The sequence below is a fragment of the Ruegeria sp. BHSB196 genome, assembly GCF_059613135.1.
Genome location: NZ_JBXWRY010000021.1, coordinates 32,813 through 47,957, shown reverse-complemented (window position 1 = coordinate 47,957; position 15,145 = coordinate 32,813). Strand labels below are relative to the sequence as shown.

Annotated in this window: 13 protein-coding genes; 3 read left to right on the top strand and 10 right to left on the bottom strand. The window is 58.3% G+C overall.

Annotated features, from left to right (window positions below):
- Window positions 1-51: 51 nt before the first annotated feature.
- On the bottom strand, window positions 52-651 hold the full coding sequence (locus AC2FNJ_RS11925) for a hypothetical protein (RefSeq protein ID WP_496764434.1): 600 nt from the start codon (window positions 649-651) through the stop codon (window positions 52-54).
- A gap of 281 nt (window positions 652-932) precedes the next feature.
- A complete protein-coding gene (locus AC2FNJ_RS11920) occupies window positions 933-1,850 on the bottom strand; it encodes a DMT family transporter (protein ID WP_496764433.1) in 918 nt (305 codons plus the stop codon).
- Between the two features lie 268 nt (window positions 1,851-2,118).
- Here AC2FNJ_RS11920 and AC2FNJ_RS11915 point away from each other — a divergent pair, with 268 nt between their 5' ends.
- The 3 genes from AC2FNJ_RS11915 to AC2FNJ_RS11905 are packed head-to-tail and all read left to right on the top strand — an operon-like array spanning window position 2,119 to window position 8,154.
- Entirely contained in the window at window positions 2,119-4,830 is a 2,712-nt protein-coding gene (locus AC2FNJ_RS11915) for a DNA methyltransferase (protein WP_496764432.1), read from the top strand.
- On the top strand, window positions 4,823-6,883 hold the full coding sequence (locus AC2FNJ_RS11910; protein ID WP_496764431.1) for a DEAD/DEAH box helicase: 2,061 nt from the start codon (window positions 4,823-4,825) through the stop codon (window positions 6,881-6,883). Before AC2FNJ_RS11915 ends, AC2FNJ_RS11910 begins: the two co-directional genes overlap by 8 nt.
- 5 nt (window positions 6,884-6,888) lie before the next feature.
- Entirely contained in the window at window positions 6,889-8,154 is a 1,266-nt protein-coding gene (locus tag AC2FNJ_RS11905; protein WP_496764430.1) for a GIY-YIG nuclease family protein, read from the top strand.
- Window positions 8,155-8,207: 53 nt separating this feature from the next.
- On the opposite strand, the gene AC2FNJ_RS11900 is transcribed toward AC2FNJ_RS11905, so the two are convergent.
- From AC2FNJ_RS11900 to AC2FNJ_RS11865, 8 genes are all read right to left on the bottom strand, one after another.
- The gene (locus AC2FNJ_RS11900) at window positions 8,208-9,605 is read right to left on the bottom strand and encodes a hypothetical protein (RefSeq protein WP_496764429.1); all 1,398 of its coding nucleotides are present in this window, start codon (window positions 9,603-9,605) and stop codon (window positions 8,208-8,210) included.
- Window positions 9,606-9,635: 30 nt separating this feature from the next.
- Entirely contained in the window at window positions 9,636-10,712 is a 1,077-nt protein-coding gene (locus AC2FNJ_RS11895) for a TrbL/VirB6 family protein (protein WP_496764428.1), read from the bottom strand.
- A gap of 12 nt (window positions 10,713-10,724) precedes the next feature.
- Window positions 10,725-11,138, bottom strand: coding sequence for a hypothetical protein (locus tag AC2FNJ_RS11890; protein WP_496764427.1), 414 nt, complete (start codon window positions 11,136-11,138; stop codon window positions 10,725-10,727).
- Window positions 11,135-11,329 carry a hypothetical protein gene (locus tag AC2FNJ_RS11885; RefSeq protein ID WP_009807516.1) on the bottom strand — a complete coding sequence of 65 codons (195 nt, stop codon included), beginning with the start codon at window positions 11,327-11,329 and terminating at the stop codon, window positions 11,135-11,137. Before AC2FNJ_RS11885 ends, AC2FNJ_RS11890 begins: the two co-directional genes overlap by 4 nt.
- Window positions 11,326-12,312, bottom strand: a complete 987-nt coding sequence (locus tag AC2FNJ_RS11880) for an ATPase, T2SS/T4P/T4SS family (RefSeq protein ID WP_496764426.1) — start codon at window positions 12,310-12,312, stop codon at window positions 11,326-11,328. The genes AC2FNJ_RS11885 and AC2FNJ_RS11880 overlap by 4 nt, the downstream gene beginning before the upstream one ends.
- A gap of 4 nt (window positions 12,313-12,316) precedes the next feature.
- Window positions 12,317-13,696 (bottom strand): TraB/TrbI/VirB10 family type IV secretion system protein, encoded by a 1,380-nt coding sequence (locus tag AC2FNJ_RS11875; protein WP_496764425.1) that lies wholly within the window; start codon window positions 13,694-13,696, stop codon window positions 12,317-12,319.
- Complete coding sequence (locus AC2FNJ_RS11870) at window positions 13,693-14,388, bottom strand: TrbG/VirB9 family P-type conjugative transfer protein (RefSeq protein WP_496764457.1); 696 nt, start codon at window positions 14,386-14,388, stop codon at window positions 13,693-13,695. Before AC2FNJ_RS11870 ends, AC2FNJ_RS11875 begins: the two co-directional genes overlap by 4 nt.
- A 101-nt stretch (window positions 14,389-14,489) precedes the next feature.
- Window positions 14,490-15,143 (bottom strand): VirB8 family type IV secretion system protein, encoded by a 654-nt coding sequence (locus tag AC2FNJ_RS11865; protein ID WP_496764424.1) that lies wholly within the window; start codon window positions 15,141-15,143, stop codon window positions 14,490-14,492.
- Window positions 15,144-15,145: the final 2 nt, after the last annotated feature.

Sequence of the window (15,145 nt, the reverse complement as noted above, 5' to 3'; positions counted from 1 at the left end):
GATCTTGACATAGCTGCGCCGAGCGATAGGCAACGCGGAGTTACCTGATCTCTATTCAGCCGATCTAAGGTCCTGTGCAATTAACAAGAATTTTTCAGCCCGTTCGTGTAGGTATTCAGCCTCTTCTTGGTTCAGCCGGGTCGCTGTGATTAGCGTTCCTGGCTGTATATTGAGGATACCAACTCCTGCCGAATCTGGTTGAGCCATTCGGAGTACTGTGAGCAAGCCTCGTTCTTTCTTTCTGGGTAGTTGCTCCTTGCCAAAGTGGAGGAAAATAATCCTTCTTTGGTTGTTGGCCTCGGTACGTAGATACCATGCGGTTGTAATCTGCAGGTCCGCGATATTCGCTTCAATGGGGCTTCGACCTTGCCATATAAGTGCATGATCTTCCTTTAGATCGAGGTAGTTTTGGCTGAGAACTCTGTAGCCAGAGGACTTATTTGGAGCTACCTTTGTATGAAGTGCTAGGAACTGCTGATCCGAAATGGCCTTATCCTCATAAGAAGCCATTGCTTCGCGAAACTGTTTGTACCGATCTTTCGCAGGATCATAAGGTAGCTCGAGATCGTCAATTATGCTCTTCGCTTTTGACTTGTCCTTTCGCTTATCCCCGTAAGCGAAATCAATGAATTGACTGACTCTGATCCTCATTCTTTCCTCCCTACCTCATGGGAACAGTCGCATACTACTGGAGAGAACAAAGAATGAACAGGCCACTAATTTCACTGTGTGCCAAAACGGAGGGTGGTCTTGATGGCCACGTTTAGAAGACTCGTCATACTTCGGCGGTCGCGACAACCACTGGTTTCGACGTTCAGCTTTTGGTTTTGAAGTCGTGCCATTTGCAGCCACAGAGAATGTCTCCTCTGAAGGGCCGCACTGCAGCACCGTGGCCATCGACCGGATGTCCGCTCAGGGCCGAGGTTGCGGTTCTAAGGAGCCGTGATTGGCGGTGGTTTCCTTCGCTTGCCCGAAAGCGCATTGCCCGCAATGGCCGCGAGCAGAACAGCACCTCCGATCAGAGTGTTCGCAGTCGCGGTTTCCCCCAGAAACAGCCAGACCCAGAGTGGTCCGAGTAGCACTTCGGCTAAGGACAACAGGGCGAGTTCTGCGGCGGGTAGGCTGCGCGAGCCCAGTGTGTAGAGGATCAGCCCTGCCCCGACTTGGAACACGCCCATGCCCAATGCAATGCCGGCATCACTGGGGCTCAGCACGAAGGAGAGCCCGAGGCCCAAGCATATGGCCGAAGTGATGACGAGCGCGAAGAGGCCAGACAGGAACACCGCTGGCAGCATTTCTCCTGTGCGCCCCCATCGCAGCGCCACTGTGAAGACAGCAAAACCGAAGGCTGATCCAAGCGCGGCGAGGCTGCCCTTTAGGGCGACGACTCCGGACTTGTCCGCGACCATGATCCCGATCCCGCCGATAGCGACGGCGATCGCTATCCAGGTTGCCACGCGGACGGGCTCCCGCAACACGATCCATCCAAGCACTGCTGCCATAAATGGTGCGGTTGCAAACAGAAGCATGGCATTTGCGACCGAAGTGTTCTGGATCGCATAGATGCCGCCGGAATAGGCTGCAACCAGCGACAGGCCCGCCACGATAGCCGGAAAGCCTATGCGGCGGATCTGAACAAATGGGCTTTCGCCAGACCGCACGCGGATAAGCACGTAGAGAAACAGCGACAGGCTGATCGACCGGTAGAGCAGTATCTGCCACACGACGGCGTCTTCGATCAGGCGAATACCGAGGCCGACCGTCGACCACAGCACACCCGCCGCAAATACGAAGAGCACACCGTTCTTGTGGGCATCGGCAGTTGAAGGGGCTGTGGTGATTGATGTCATGTCCGGCCGATTAAAGATGTCACTTTCTTCAGCTTAGCCTCAGGGCCGGGGTGCCGATCATTCATTTGCGACATCGTCGATGGTTGCCGCACAATGCTGCACTGGACCAAAATCGCCAGTGATTTCCGATTGGCTCAAATGGCTGCGTATTATCAACGCACGTTTTTTCATTGGCGATAGCCGAATTGGGCTGTCAAAGGCGTCGGTCGCTATCGTCATCGCCCCAAAATTTCTGTAGCATTCGTATGAGTTTACCGACGGACCCTAAATGAACCCGACAGAAATCGCAGACGCCTTGGAAGAAATCGCCGCTCGCCCGTTCGACGGCGGCGAGTTCCCGTTTGCGTTCGCCGCCGCCATGGGAAGTCCGCAAGCCACGGTTTCAAAGCTACGCAGTGGGACGATCAACAAGTCGAAGGTGCCCGGTGCGGTCCTGATGAACCGCAAGTTCTATGCCATGGTGACCGACCCCGGCGCGGTGGACCAGGGTCTGTCGATGATCCGGTCGGACAAGAAGACCACCGCCCACAAACCGGCGATCCTGCTGGCCACCGACGGTGTCGACTTGTCTGCCGAACATGTCGCTTCGGGTGACAGCCTGCACATAAAGTTCGCCGACCTGCATCATCACTTCGGGTTCTTCCTGCCAGCGGCCGGCATGTCGCGCTACAAGGCGGCGGAAGAGAACGAGGTCGACGTCAAGGCGGCCGGGCGACTGGCCAAGCTCTATGATGCGCTTCTCAAGAAGAACCCGGACTGGAAGACGCCGGAACGTCGCCATGACCTGAACCAACTGATGACGCGGCTGATATTCTGCATGTTCGCAGAAGACGTGGGGATCTTCGAAGACAACCTGTTTTCACGTCTCATCTTCACCCATGCGGGCGACAAAGGGGAAGAGGCGCAGTCCTGCATCGCGTCGGCCTTCGCCGCGATGAATCTCCCCGACGGCCAGCGTCAGGACCTGCCGGCTTGGGCTGACGCCTTTCCCTACGTGAACGGCGGACTTTTCGCCGATGCGCTGGATGTGCCGAAATTCGACCGCGGGGCCTATCGCTACCTTCAGGACGCCTGCCAGCTCGATTGGCAAGAGATCAACCCCGACATCTTCGGGTCCATGATCCAGTCGGTCGCCGATCCGGACAAACGGTCCGAACTGGGGATGCACTACACCTCGGTGCCGAACATCCTCAAGGTTCTGGGGCCGCTTTTCCTTGATGATCTGGATGAGCAGATCGAGAAGGCCGGCGATAGCCGAAAGGCGCTGGCGCGCGTGCTCAAACGGATCGAAGGTATCCGGGTATTTGACCCGGCCTGTGGATCGGGGAACTTCCTTGTCGTCGCCTATCGGGAGCTTCGAGCGCGCGAGATGCGCGTGCTGGAGCGTCTGGCGCAGCTGGATGGCGGCGCCTCGGCGCAGATGTTCTCCGGCGTGCGGCTGGCGAATTTCTACGGCATCGAGATCACGGATTTTGCGGCGGAGACGGCCAAGCTGGCGCTCTTCATCGCAGAGTATCAGGCCAATGCGCGCTTCGGCGAGATATTCGGAAACACCGCACCGGCGCTACCCCTGCGAGATGGCGGGAACATCGTTTGCGGCAATGCGCTGCGACTGGAATGGGAAGCAGTCTGTCCTCCGTCAATGGAAGACGACGAAATCTTCATTGCAGGTAATCCGCCTTTCCTTGGCTATTCCAATCAATCCAAGGATCAAAAAGAAGAGATTAGGCACGTTTACGCAGGGCGGGTGAAGGATGAGACTAAGCTCGACTACGTTCTTTGTTGGTTCATAAAGGCCGCCGACTACATAAGACACCATGCGGCGAAATCCGCTTTGGTGGCGACCAATTCAGTTTGTCAGGGGCGGTCGGTTGCTGCATTTTGGCCGATTGCACTAGGCTCGGAACTCGAAATCTTCTTCGCACACCAGCCATTCCAATGGCGGAACAATGCATCAGCCAATGCTGCAGTCATGTGCGTAATTGTAGGTATGCGGCGGATAAGTGGAGAGAAGAAAACGCTGTTCGATGGTTCTATCGTCAAGAATGCTCATAACATTAACCCATACTTATTAGATGGCCAGGACGTAACTGTTTCTTCAGCCAAACGTTCTCTGTTTGAACTGCCAGAGATGTTGATTGGAAACACGCCACGCGACGGCGGGCATTTGATCCTTTCGGCGGAACAGGCGCACAAACTCCGCGAAGAGCACCCGGAAGCATCAAAGTTCCTTTGGCGCTACATGGGGTCGCAAGAGTTGATACAGAGCAAGGAACGTTGGTGCCTAATTATCGATGAAGACACATGCGACGAAGCATACGGAATTCCAGAACTCGCCAAGCGCGTAGATGGGGTACGAACTTTCCGGGAGGAGAGTGCGAAACTTGCAACTCGTAGACTTGCAGAAATACCATACCGGTTTGAGTATGTTTATGGTGGAACTTGGCAGCACACCATCTTGGTACCAAGCGTAAGTTCGGAGCGTCGGCCCTATCTGCCGGTGGATCGTCTTGGTCCGGATGTCATTGCGTCCAACCTTAACTTTGTTCTCTATGATGCACCCGAATGGTGTATCGCTCTCATTGCTTCGCGCTTACATTTGGTCTGGATTGGGACTGTATGCGGCAGGCTTGAGTCGCGCTTCCGCTACTCCAACACGCTTGGCTGGAACACTTTCCCCGTGCCCCGCTTCACTCGGGATCAGTTCGAGGCGCTCAGCGCGTCGGCACGCGCAATCTTAAAGACCCGGTACATGCACCACCCCAAAACCATCGCGCAGCTTTATGATCCGGACAACATGCCAGACGACCTGCGCGAGGCTCACCGCCAAAATGACGAATTGCTCGAGACGATGTATATCGGACGTCCGTTCCGCAACGATACCGAACGACTTGAGCGGCTGTTCAAGCTCTATGCTGCCCGGATCGAGAAGCTGAAGAAGGAAGAGGCCCCCAAAAGAATGGTAAAGAGTAATGGTTGATCTTGTGCGTATGACCTATGGCCATTCCGGCGCGGACTCCAAGACGAACAGCCTCGGCCAGCGCCCGATGCAGGCCCGCGTCTATGAGGCGCGCGCCGCACAGTTCCTGTTGTTGAAGGCGCCACCGGCGGCGGGCAAGTCCCGTGCCTTGATGTTCCTCGCGCTCGACAAGCTCGAAAACCAGGGCGTGAAGAAAGTGGTCGTGGCGGTGCCTGAAACCTCTATCGGCAGTTCATTCCGGTCGACCGACCTGACCTCGCACGGTTTCTGGGCCGATTGGGACGTGGAGCCGCGATGGAACCTTTGCCTGTTTGGCGAAGATGGCATGGCGAAGTCCCAGAAAGTGAAGGCGTTTGAAGCCTTCATGGACAGCGACGCCCGTGTGATCGTCTGCACCCATGCGACGTTCCGCTTTGCCTTCGACGCGATCGAGAAGGCACGCGGGGTGGAGGCATTCGACGATTTCCTGATCGCAGTCGATGAGTTCCATCACGTTGCAGCGGCGGATGACAACCGCCTGGGCGAGATCCTCCGCAAATTGCTGGCCCGCGAGAAAGCCCACATGATGGCGATGACCGGGTCCTACTTCCGGGGCGACAGTGTGCCGGTCCTGCGGCCCGAGGATGAGGCGCGGTTCAAGTCCATCACCTACAGCTACTATGAGCAGCTAGAGGGATACGAGCATCTGAAGTCACTTGGGATTTCGTACTCCTTCTATCGCGGGCGGTATATCTCGGCGATCCCGGATGTTCTCGATACCGACCGGAAAACGATCATCCATATCCCGCATCGCGGGTCTGCTGAGGCGTTCGGCGAAAAGCACGACGAGGTTGGGCTGATCATGGGCGCGATCGGTGAACACGTTGGCCGGGATCCGGACACCGGGTTCGACCTGGTGAAACGCGCCTCGGACGGCAGGGTTCTGAAAATCGCTGACCTGGTGGATGACGGCGACGGACGCGACGGCATCAAGGCCGCGTTGCAGGCAGAGGCGAAGGGTCCTGATGGCAAGCGGGACGACGCGGCGGATCGGGCCAAGGTCGATATCATCATAGCACTCGGGATGGCCAAGGAGGGGTTCGACTGGCCGTGGTGCGAAAATGCGCTGACCATCGGCTATCGGAATTCGCTAACAGAGATCGTCCAGATCATCGGCCGGGCCACCCGCGATGCACCTGGCAAGCCCCACGCCCAGTTCACTAATCTGGTCGCTGAGCCCGGTGTGGAAACAACAGTCGTCGCTGACGCGGTCAACGACATGCTGAAGGCGATTTCGGGCGCGATGCTGATGGAGCAGGTGCTGGCGCCCAACTTCAAATTCTATCGCCGAGAAGATGGGGATATCCGCGCGCCTGTCGAGACCACGAACGACGGCACCGTGCATATCGGGATCAAGGGCTTGATGGAGCCGCCCACGGCCCGCGCCCGTGCGATTGTCGAAAACGACATGAACGAACTCGTGGCCAAGGCTTGCCAAGCCATGGACCGGCGCGTTGTCGCGGATGATGTGGCACCGGAAGTCGCCACTCAGATGGTGTTGACGGATATCATCGAGACGACGTACGAAAACCTGTCAGATGACGAAACGGAATCCGTGCGCCAGGACCTCGCGGCGCGGATGAACCTCATCGGCATGGCGAAACGCGCGTCGCAAGAAGGCGGGTTTGCTGAAGAGGGCGAAGAGTACGACGCTGAGCCGTCAGAAAACCTGTCCCTGATGAACATGGTGAAGCGGTTCGTCAATGTTCGTGAATTGGATATCGATCTGATCGACAGCGTGAACCCATTCAAGGAAGGTTTCGACGTCGCCTCGCGCGCGTTCGACACGCCACTCTTGAAGACCATCCAGGACGCGATGATCTCGCAGCGCATCCAGATGAGCGAAAAAGAAGCGCTGACACTGTGGCCACGCATCAAGCGGTTTCGGGCGCAAGAAGGCCGCGAACCCAACCCGCATTCGGCGGATCCATTAGAGAAGCGTCTTGCGGAAGCTCATGCATACATCAAGACGAAGAAGGCCGAACGCCAGCGAGCGGCTCAGTCGGGAACCTGAGCCACATGCCGCGCTATCGATCTCTCGATGAAATCTTCGAAGAGCCGGATGAATTCGGGCTTCTCGACATTAAGGAAACAAACCGCGGCGCGGCGGCAACACCAGATGCTCGAAACGCCGAGATCGTCTCGCAGGTGAATGCTTTCTACGAGTCGAACGGTCGGATTCCGGACGACAACAGCTTGGACCTCGAGGAGATGAAACTCGGGACAATCTGGCGTTCAATTCGGACCAGTCCATCGGCTGCGATGATGGAGGCAGACCGGAACCGGCTTCTTGGGCATGGCCATCCAGTGGCACCGACCGCAACCATTGCCGAAACGGAGTCTCCGGCTGTGCCTGAGCCCGATTGGCGCGAAGAAGTTGCCGACGAGGAAGTTCCGACAAGCCTTGACGACATCTTCGGCGATGATGACCTCGACGTGCATGACGCGGTTCTCAACATCCGTAATGTGACGCCAGCTTCAGAACGCCAGTTGCCTGACCACCGGGCCGACATGTTCCCGTGCCCGGATTTCGAACACTTCGAAGGCGGCTTTGCCGAGATGCAGTCGAAGCTCGAGTCCGGAGATCGAAAGGTTCTCCCGGTTCAGGACAATGTAGAGATCACGGTTTACGAAGGCGACTTCTTCATCCATCGCGGCCTTCTGGTCTATGTCGCCGAAAAAACGGAACTTTCGCGCAGGAGCGGTAAGCCGGATCACCGTTTGCGGATCATCTTTTCCAATGGCATGGAAAACGATCCTCTGTCGTCGTCATTTCGCAAAGCGCTTGCAGCAGATAAGACCGCACGGATCGTCGAAAGAGCTGGGTTTGGGCGGCTCGATCCGGAATGGGATCAGGATAGCATGGCGGTCACCGGCACAGTGTATGTGGCGCGAAGCCTGTCCAGAGACCCGGAAATCGCAGAAGTATCAAGGATTCTGCACAAGGTCGGTGTGACCAGTCAGGATGTCCGGCGGCGTATCGCTGACGCGAAGAACGATCCAACTTTCCTGCTCGCGCCCGTCGAAATTGTTGCGACCTACGAGTTGCATAACCTGGAGCGGATGAAGGTCGAGGATCTCTTGCATCGCTTTTTTGACGCGGCGCGGCCGCAAGGTCTTGTGATCACCGACCGGTTCGGCAAGGCGGTCCATCCTCGAGAATGGTTCTACGTGCTTCCCGAGCATGTCAGCCAAGCCGTTCAGCTCATTCAGGAACGCAGGTTGCATGAGTACAGATACGACACCCAACGCCAGTTGATCGTCAAGGTAGAGCAGGGCAATTAAACGTGCTCTTCTACTGAAACCAGTTCGTTCGGGGTAGGGCGTATGGTCCCGGCTCAGAAGAAGGTGACCTCCCGCAGACCTTGAAACGCGCCTTTCCTGAACGCGCCTGCTTTATGCAGCCGCGGGAAATCTGGAAGCCTGTCTAACTCGACCAACGGAAGCAAAATGTCAACGCTGAACCATGGCATTTTCGCGGACCTGCTTTCGTCATACATCTTCGAAAGTGCCCTTCCGACGGCATAGGCTCCGGCCAAGTCAATTTTGGAAACGCGTGTTCTATTTCTGGGCAGCAGGCTCCCAGTTGTCGATTTGCCGCCGACATTGAAATAGATCAGATCATGGCCCCACCCGAGGCGTATGATATGTGTCCGGTCGGACCGTTGGATTGAAACTCCCGGATGTAGGTCTCTGACCCAAACCTTATGTTCATCGCACCAGTCGAGGGCTTCCTTCAGCATCGCTACGCCGCAGAGGTCTTTCTTCCAGATCGGACACAAGTGCTGAAACCCGGCGAATTTGACCCGCTTCTGACTTCTGATGTCATTGGCAATGAAAGCGCCTTTGCGTGTCACCTTTGGCGACCACATTTGTTCTTCGAGCGTGGCTGCGTCCTCCAAACCTATGCGCATGTCATCAATCGCAACTTTGGTATTTGCAGAAATGGCTCTGTGTCGTGCTTCAAGCAGTGTGATGGGCGGTAGCGGTTTCCTCGGATATTGGTCGAGGATCGAAGGCCCGTTGGGTCGAACGATATCGTCAGAAACATCAACTGGTCTGTCCGTTTTCACGTCGTGGTCGACTAGCCAGCGGTACGGTGTCCCGAGGTCCATAGGATCATCATTCATGAGCGAGAGAGGTGGCAGACCCTTTTTCAGGAACGCCATGATCTCGCGCGTATCCTGACGTTCCGCCCCCATGAGACGTCCGTGAAAGGTTTGGCGGTCTGACTTGCTTTGACGGGCTTTCAGTCTGTTTTCGATGCGCTCTCGTTCGATATCGCTTAGCTGGCGTCGCGCATACGCAATCGAAACATCTACGTCCCCGTAGTCGTCAAGCTCGTCGAGCGCGCTGCCGAACAGCTTCAATGTGATACGTTGCAGGCGGTTCGGATCGCTGTTGATGACCTTGGCTCGAGCAAGAAGTTCAGAAATGATGGTTTGAACCTTATCGCGCCCGATACGCTTTCGCTTGGGTTCCAGTGCCAGGCGAGTTCCGTTTGGGGTTAGCTGCCAGTAAAACAAACCGTCAAGGATGTCGGCAGGCTCCAAGTACCCAGCCTCGGCCATCTGGCGCAAGACGCGGTTGGCATGATGCGCATCGCAGTCCAGAACACGTATTGCCTCTTCAAGCCCGACAGATCTTCCATTCACTGCTGAGCGCAGGACTGCTTGAACCAGTTCTAGTGGTACCTTTTTTACTTGTGAATGTTTATGGGACCGCCGTTTATCCATGGCTCGGTAGCCTTGCAAAACAAAACTTCATCATCTCCGCCCCAACCTTCCCAGTCGGGCCAGTTGCGCCAGCATCTGGGACCCGGCCCCCGGTGACCCTGTGCCGCTTGCCTGACCCGTCTGCCCCATGCCTTGTCTCACGGGCATCTGCTGCACGCCGAAGAACTGCCGCGCTCTAAGGGCTGCATACTCCGCGCCACTCGCCCCGCCGATCAAGTAGCGATTGTAGGCCTGTTGGCTGCCCATTGCAGCGCGGGCGATGCTGTAGCCGCCACCAAGGCCACCGGAGAGGGCGGGCATCATGATGTTTCCCGAGATCGCACGGACGATGAAGGGCGTTGCGATGATGAAGCCTTTGGCCATGAGCACCATCATGAAGAAGGGGATGAGCGCGCCGATATTTGAGGCGCCTTCAGGGTCGCCAAGCTCGCCAATCAGGGCGGAGGAGACGCCTGTGATCGTAGCGAACACGCCGGCCACGACGATGGGGTAGAGCGCAAAGGAAACCAGAGCCGACAGCCAGCGCGCGAAATAGTCCTTGGTCACTTCGAAGAGGGTCAGGAAAATCATCACCGGTGCGATCCCGATCAGGAGCGCGATCATCAGGCGGGATGCCACAAGAATGAAGGCGGCCAGCCCGCCGAGGATGGAAAGCAACAGCACCCCGACTATGTCGAGCATGGCGCCGGCCATCCAGTTCAACTCTGAACCAGCGGCGTTCAAGTAGTCCCCCAACTCGGCGATCAAACGGTCGAATTCTTCCGCAAAGGTCCCAGAGGGACCCGGGGTTCCACCACCAACCGAAGCCACCAGCGCACCAGCAATGCTGTCGATGCCTGCCAGAATAGCGGCGGAAAGTGCGTTGAACTGCACCCAGTTGGTCGCAAATATCCCGATGAGCCCGATCTTGACCGCGAGCCAAAAAGCCGTGCGCCCGTCCATCGCTTTGTACTGGTAGATCATGTTCAGGAAGACGAGGATCACCACCAGAGTTGTTCCCAGCACCAGAAGCGTGCCGACTGTCGCCGCGACCGACCCGAACTGGGTTTCCGCCGCGGTGTCGAGGTAGCCCTGGGAGGTTTCAACGAAATAGGTGACGACGCTCATCGCAGGGCTGCCTCACCAATTGCCCGCGGCTTCGCAGATGGCTTTGGCCTCAAGGCGAACTTCGTTGGCGCGCCGGTTGTAGGCGTCGGATGCTTCCAGCATTTCCCATCGTTCGTCACTCGCGTGGACCTCGCGAAACACCGCCTCGGCTGCGTCCCAAGATGGGAAGCGGGTCTCGCAATCGCAGTTGCCGCTCTCGACGATGCGTTCAAGATTTTGGGCTCGGTAGATGTCTTGAACCAACACGCGCTGATAGGCTTGGCGCAGGGGGATCTCCTGCATCCACACGGGTTCAGCGGGCCGTTCTGGACAGACGTCGAAACTGCGCTCGAGGGTCGGCACGAGATTGCGCTCAGCGAAGCCGGGTGCCGACGTCAGGCCCAGGACCAGAGCAGTCAGTACGAGGGTACAGCCCGCCTGCCTCATGCCGTGGCTCTGGCGGGTGTGGTCTCGCGCTTCAGGAAGACAGTGTGTCCCACGTTGGCGAATTCCGAGGAGCTGATCGACACGACCTCCCAGCCTTCGGCCCCCTTCACATTTAGGCTGGCCTGCATGTCGGCAAGGCTGGTCTTTCGGGTCATGGGAAAGCTGAGGATGTCGTATTCAAAGGTCTTCATTGGGAAGCTCCAATCTCGGTTGTGCCGGGGAGGTAGAACTCAGTAATGCCGCGTTTGCCGTCATGGCGACCGGCCTGAATGATCACGTCGATGGAATTCTCGATGTACTGGACCATGTCGGCATAGGTCATCGGGATCTCGGTCTTGAGGGCTGCGATCGCCAGCCGCTGCACGGCCAGTTGCGGGGTTTCTGCGTGAAGGGTGGTCATGGACCCACCATGGCCGGTGTTGATCGCCTCGAGGAAGGTCATGGCCTCCTTGCCTCGCACCTCGCCCAGGATGATCCGGTCGGGGCGCATGCGCAACGTTGCGGTGAGCAGCACATCGGCGGTCTGGAACTCCGCATCGCGATTGGCGATGAGGGTCACGGCATTTGGCTGGGTCGGTAAAAGCTCGGCGGCTTCCTCGATGGTGACGATGCGTTCCTCGGATGGCACGTGCGAGAGGATCTTGCGCGCAGCCACGGTCTTGCCGGTGGAGGTGCCGCCAGAAACGATCATGTTAAGCTTGTTGTCGACGCAAAAGGCCAGCGCATCGCCGATCACGCCCGCGGCCACCACTTCACGCAGTTCCTGGGTTTTCTCGAGGCGGAGTTCTTCGAGCTTGCGTTCTTTGCCATAGAGAAAGTCGAGTGCGATCCCGTCGAGCGGCAAGCTGGAAAAGAACCGAAGACTGATCGACATCGCCGTTAACACGGCGGGCGGGGTGATGACCTGTGCGCGGATCGGGCGCCCCTTGTAGGTGATTGAGACCGAGACGATGGGGCGGTCCTTGCTCATCGTGGTATTGGCAGAAGAGGCGATCTGGTTGCCGAGGTCTTTCACTTCGGTTGCGGTCAACTCCTGGCCCAGCTTGCGCATGAAATGATCGCCTTGGAATTCTCCCCAGCAGCTGCCGTCAGGGTTGATACAGATCTCGATGACATCGTCGCGGGCGGCGGCATCGATCCGGTCGAGAGAGGTCTGGAGATAGCTCAGCGACATTGGCTCAGAATATCTCCAGATCGCGATCGACCATCACGGTGACGCGGGCACCTTGGTCGACATAGATGACAGGACCGATCGAAAGGTAGTCGCCAATCACGCTGTCCGTGGCATCGGCCAGATCATCGCCCACGTCTTCGAGCACGTCCGCGGCGGTCTCGTCTTGGACATTTGCTGCAGCGGCGCTTGGTGCGGCGGAGATCAGCGAAATCAACGCCGCAGAGCCGAAGCGCTCATCAAAGCGGGTATCGACAAAGCCGGTCACGCCGGAGCGGCCAAGTTCATCGCCCCCGAAGGAACTGATCTGGACGGTCTGGTTGTCGGGCAAGATGATCCGGTCCCAGGCGACGGTGACCCGGCGCTGCGCGATATCGACGCCAGAGCGATAACGTCCGATCAGGCGGGACCCGCGCGGGATCAGAAGGCGGGAGCCATCGAAGCTGTAGACATCTTCTGAGACAACGGCACGAGTTTGGCCGGGCAGGGAGCTGTCGAGAGCGGTTTCCATGACGGCCTGGATCATCGTGCCTTGGACAATGGTGTTGGACGGATTGGCGATGACCTCAGCTTGTGTGACTGAAGTGGGCAGCGCGCCGTTCAACACGAAATCCGTCACTTCCCCAAAAGTCCGTTCGGTCAACGCAGTTTCATTCGCGCCTGAGGTGCCGCCAAAGGCGATGGTGGGGGAGGTGATGCGGCGTTCCTGAAACGCCCGTTCCTCGGCCGCGCGGCGTTCAAGTTCCGCGAGACGTCTTGCTTCTTCCTCGCGGCGCAGTCGCTCTTCTTCCCGCGCGCGCAATTCGTCCTCGGTGGGGCCGATGGGCGCGGGGGCAGGGCGATTGGCTTCGAGTTGCGCAAGTTCGAGGTCCATGCGGATTTGCTCCAACTCCCGATCACGTGCGGTGAGCTCGTCTCGGAACTGCTGTTGCGCGGCTTCAGAGGCGGACTGCAGGGCGGCGATCTGGGCGGTCAGCGCATCGATCGCTTCGGCGGCAGCGGTATCTTCTTCGACCACCGGTTCAGGGGCGTTGCGCAATTCCTCGATCTGAGCCTGCAGGGCGGTGATCTGCGCCAGAAGCTCAGCATTGGGCTCGACTGGATCGGGTGCGACGAACACAACCTCGGGCTCGGGCGGGGGCAAGGTCTCGATGGCGCCGAACCCGTCGCCTTCGTTCTGGAACACGTCCGGCGTGGCCGTGGGAAGGGCTTCCTCTTCCTCGGGTTGGGATAGGAGATAGAGCAACGCACCGCCCGCGCCGATCACGAGGACGACGACCAAAGCGAGCAGCGGTGAGCGCCGTGGCGCAGGGGGCGAACCAGCGCCCTTACCTTGTTCTAGAGCAGCGAGGCGTTTCTCGAGGTCTGCGTTTCCAGTATCGCTCATGAGCCTACCCCCGCAGGTGGTGTGGCCTCGATGCAGACCACCTCCTCCCCGATCCGCAGCACCCATTGTCGGTTCACGCCTGAAACCCGGATCACGCCGTCCCCGGTGGCTTGCGTGTTGACGGTTCGTTCACGGCCATTGGCGTAACGGAAGATCGCGGGCACCGGCGCGTTCCGCGGGAATGCGAAATACGTGAAGGTCCCGTCATCCCAGACGCGGGTCGGGGTGAACTCGGTGCGCGCACTGGCACCGTAGTTGTAGTTCGGCGCTTGGGCCGCGATGGCACGCGTGGGACGCGCATTGTCTTCAGGATAGCGGAACTGGACCACGTAGAAGGTCGGGCTGCGGGTCTCCTGGACGTTGAAGTAGTAGCTGCGGCGGTTCGTGTAGACCGTCACGTTGGTATGGACGCCGCGCGCGACGGGCTTGATCGCGAAGGCCTGCCCGCCCGGCACGCCGTCGATCTCGAAGCCCTCTGTGTCCCCTGCGATGATCGAGCGGATGCTTTCTCCCTCGCCGAACTCGATGGTGGTCACATGGGTGAGCGACACGCTGAGGCGATAGACCTGACCTTCTTGATAGGTGGCCAAGCGCACTCGGTTGTCATTGGGCCCGCCGCGCGGGATGGCCTCGGCAATGGCGAGGCCGGGCAATAGGGCAATCAGCAATAAGAAAAGTCGAACTGGGAACAAACATGCGTTTCCGGAATGAGTTGCGTCGCCAATACCCTGCCGCGCTACGCGCTCTCGGGACATTGGCGACAAGATATTTTGAAGTGAATTCCAGAAACGCATTAATTCTCCAATCTATCGGAGCGGATGGAATATTCGAGGACCGTGAAGCCGAAGGGGTTGGTCCAGACCTCATCGATGGAACGACGGGTCTCGGGGCGGAATTCGAAGAGAAGCGTGGCGGTGAAGAGGCCGGTCTGGACGCCATTGATGGATGTCAGACGCTTGCGCAGGCGGACCGTGGCGCGGTTCGTGCCGATCCGATTGATGCTGAGGATTTCCACATCGAGCCGGGCATTGGGGCCGTAGACCGTCGGCGGGTAGTTCTCGTCGGCGCTGTTCCAGATCTGGCGTAACCCGCTCTCTGCAGCTCCGTCCGAGCGGCGCAGGACGTTGCGGATGCGCAGATCGTTGTCGAGCTGGTTATAGACCTCCCGGTCGGTCACATAGCGGAACACTTCCGCCTCGATGATCGCCTGGTTGGCGGTCACCGAGGAGGCGCCGACCGAAGCTTCCGGCAGGGCAAAGCCCGTTTCGGGATCATAGGGAACAACAACGGGCGGCGGATCGACATCGAGGATCGCGACAGCTGCCGCGCTCAGGCATCCGAGAATGCCGAAAATCAGGCCGATGAGTCCAAGGCGCTGCCAGAGCCGCTCGCGGCGCAGGGCACCATAGACCAGCTCTTCTTCGATGATTTCCTGTTCACTAGCCACGC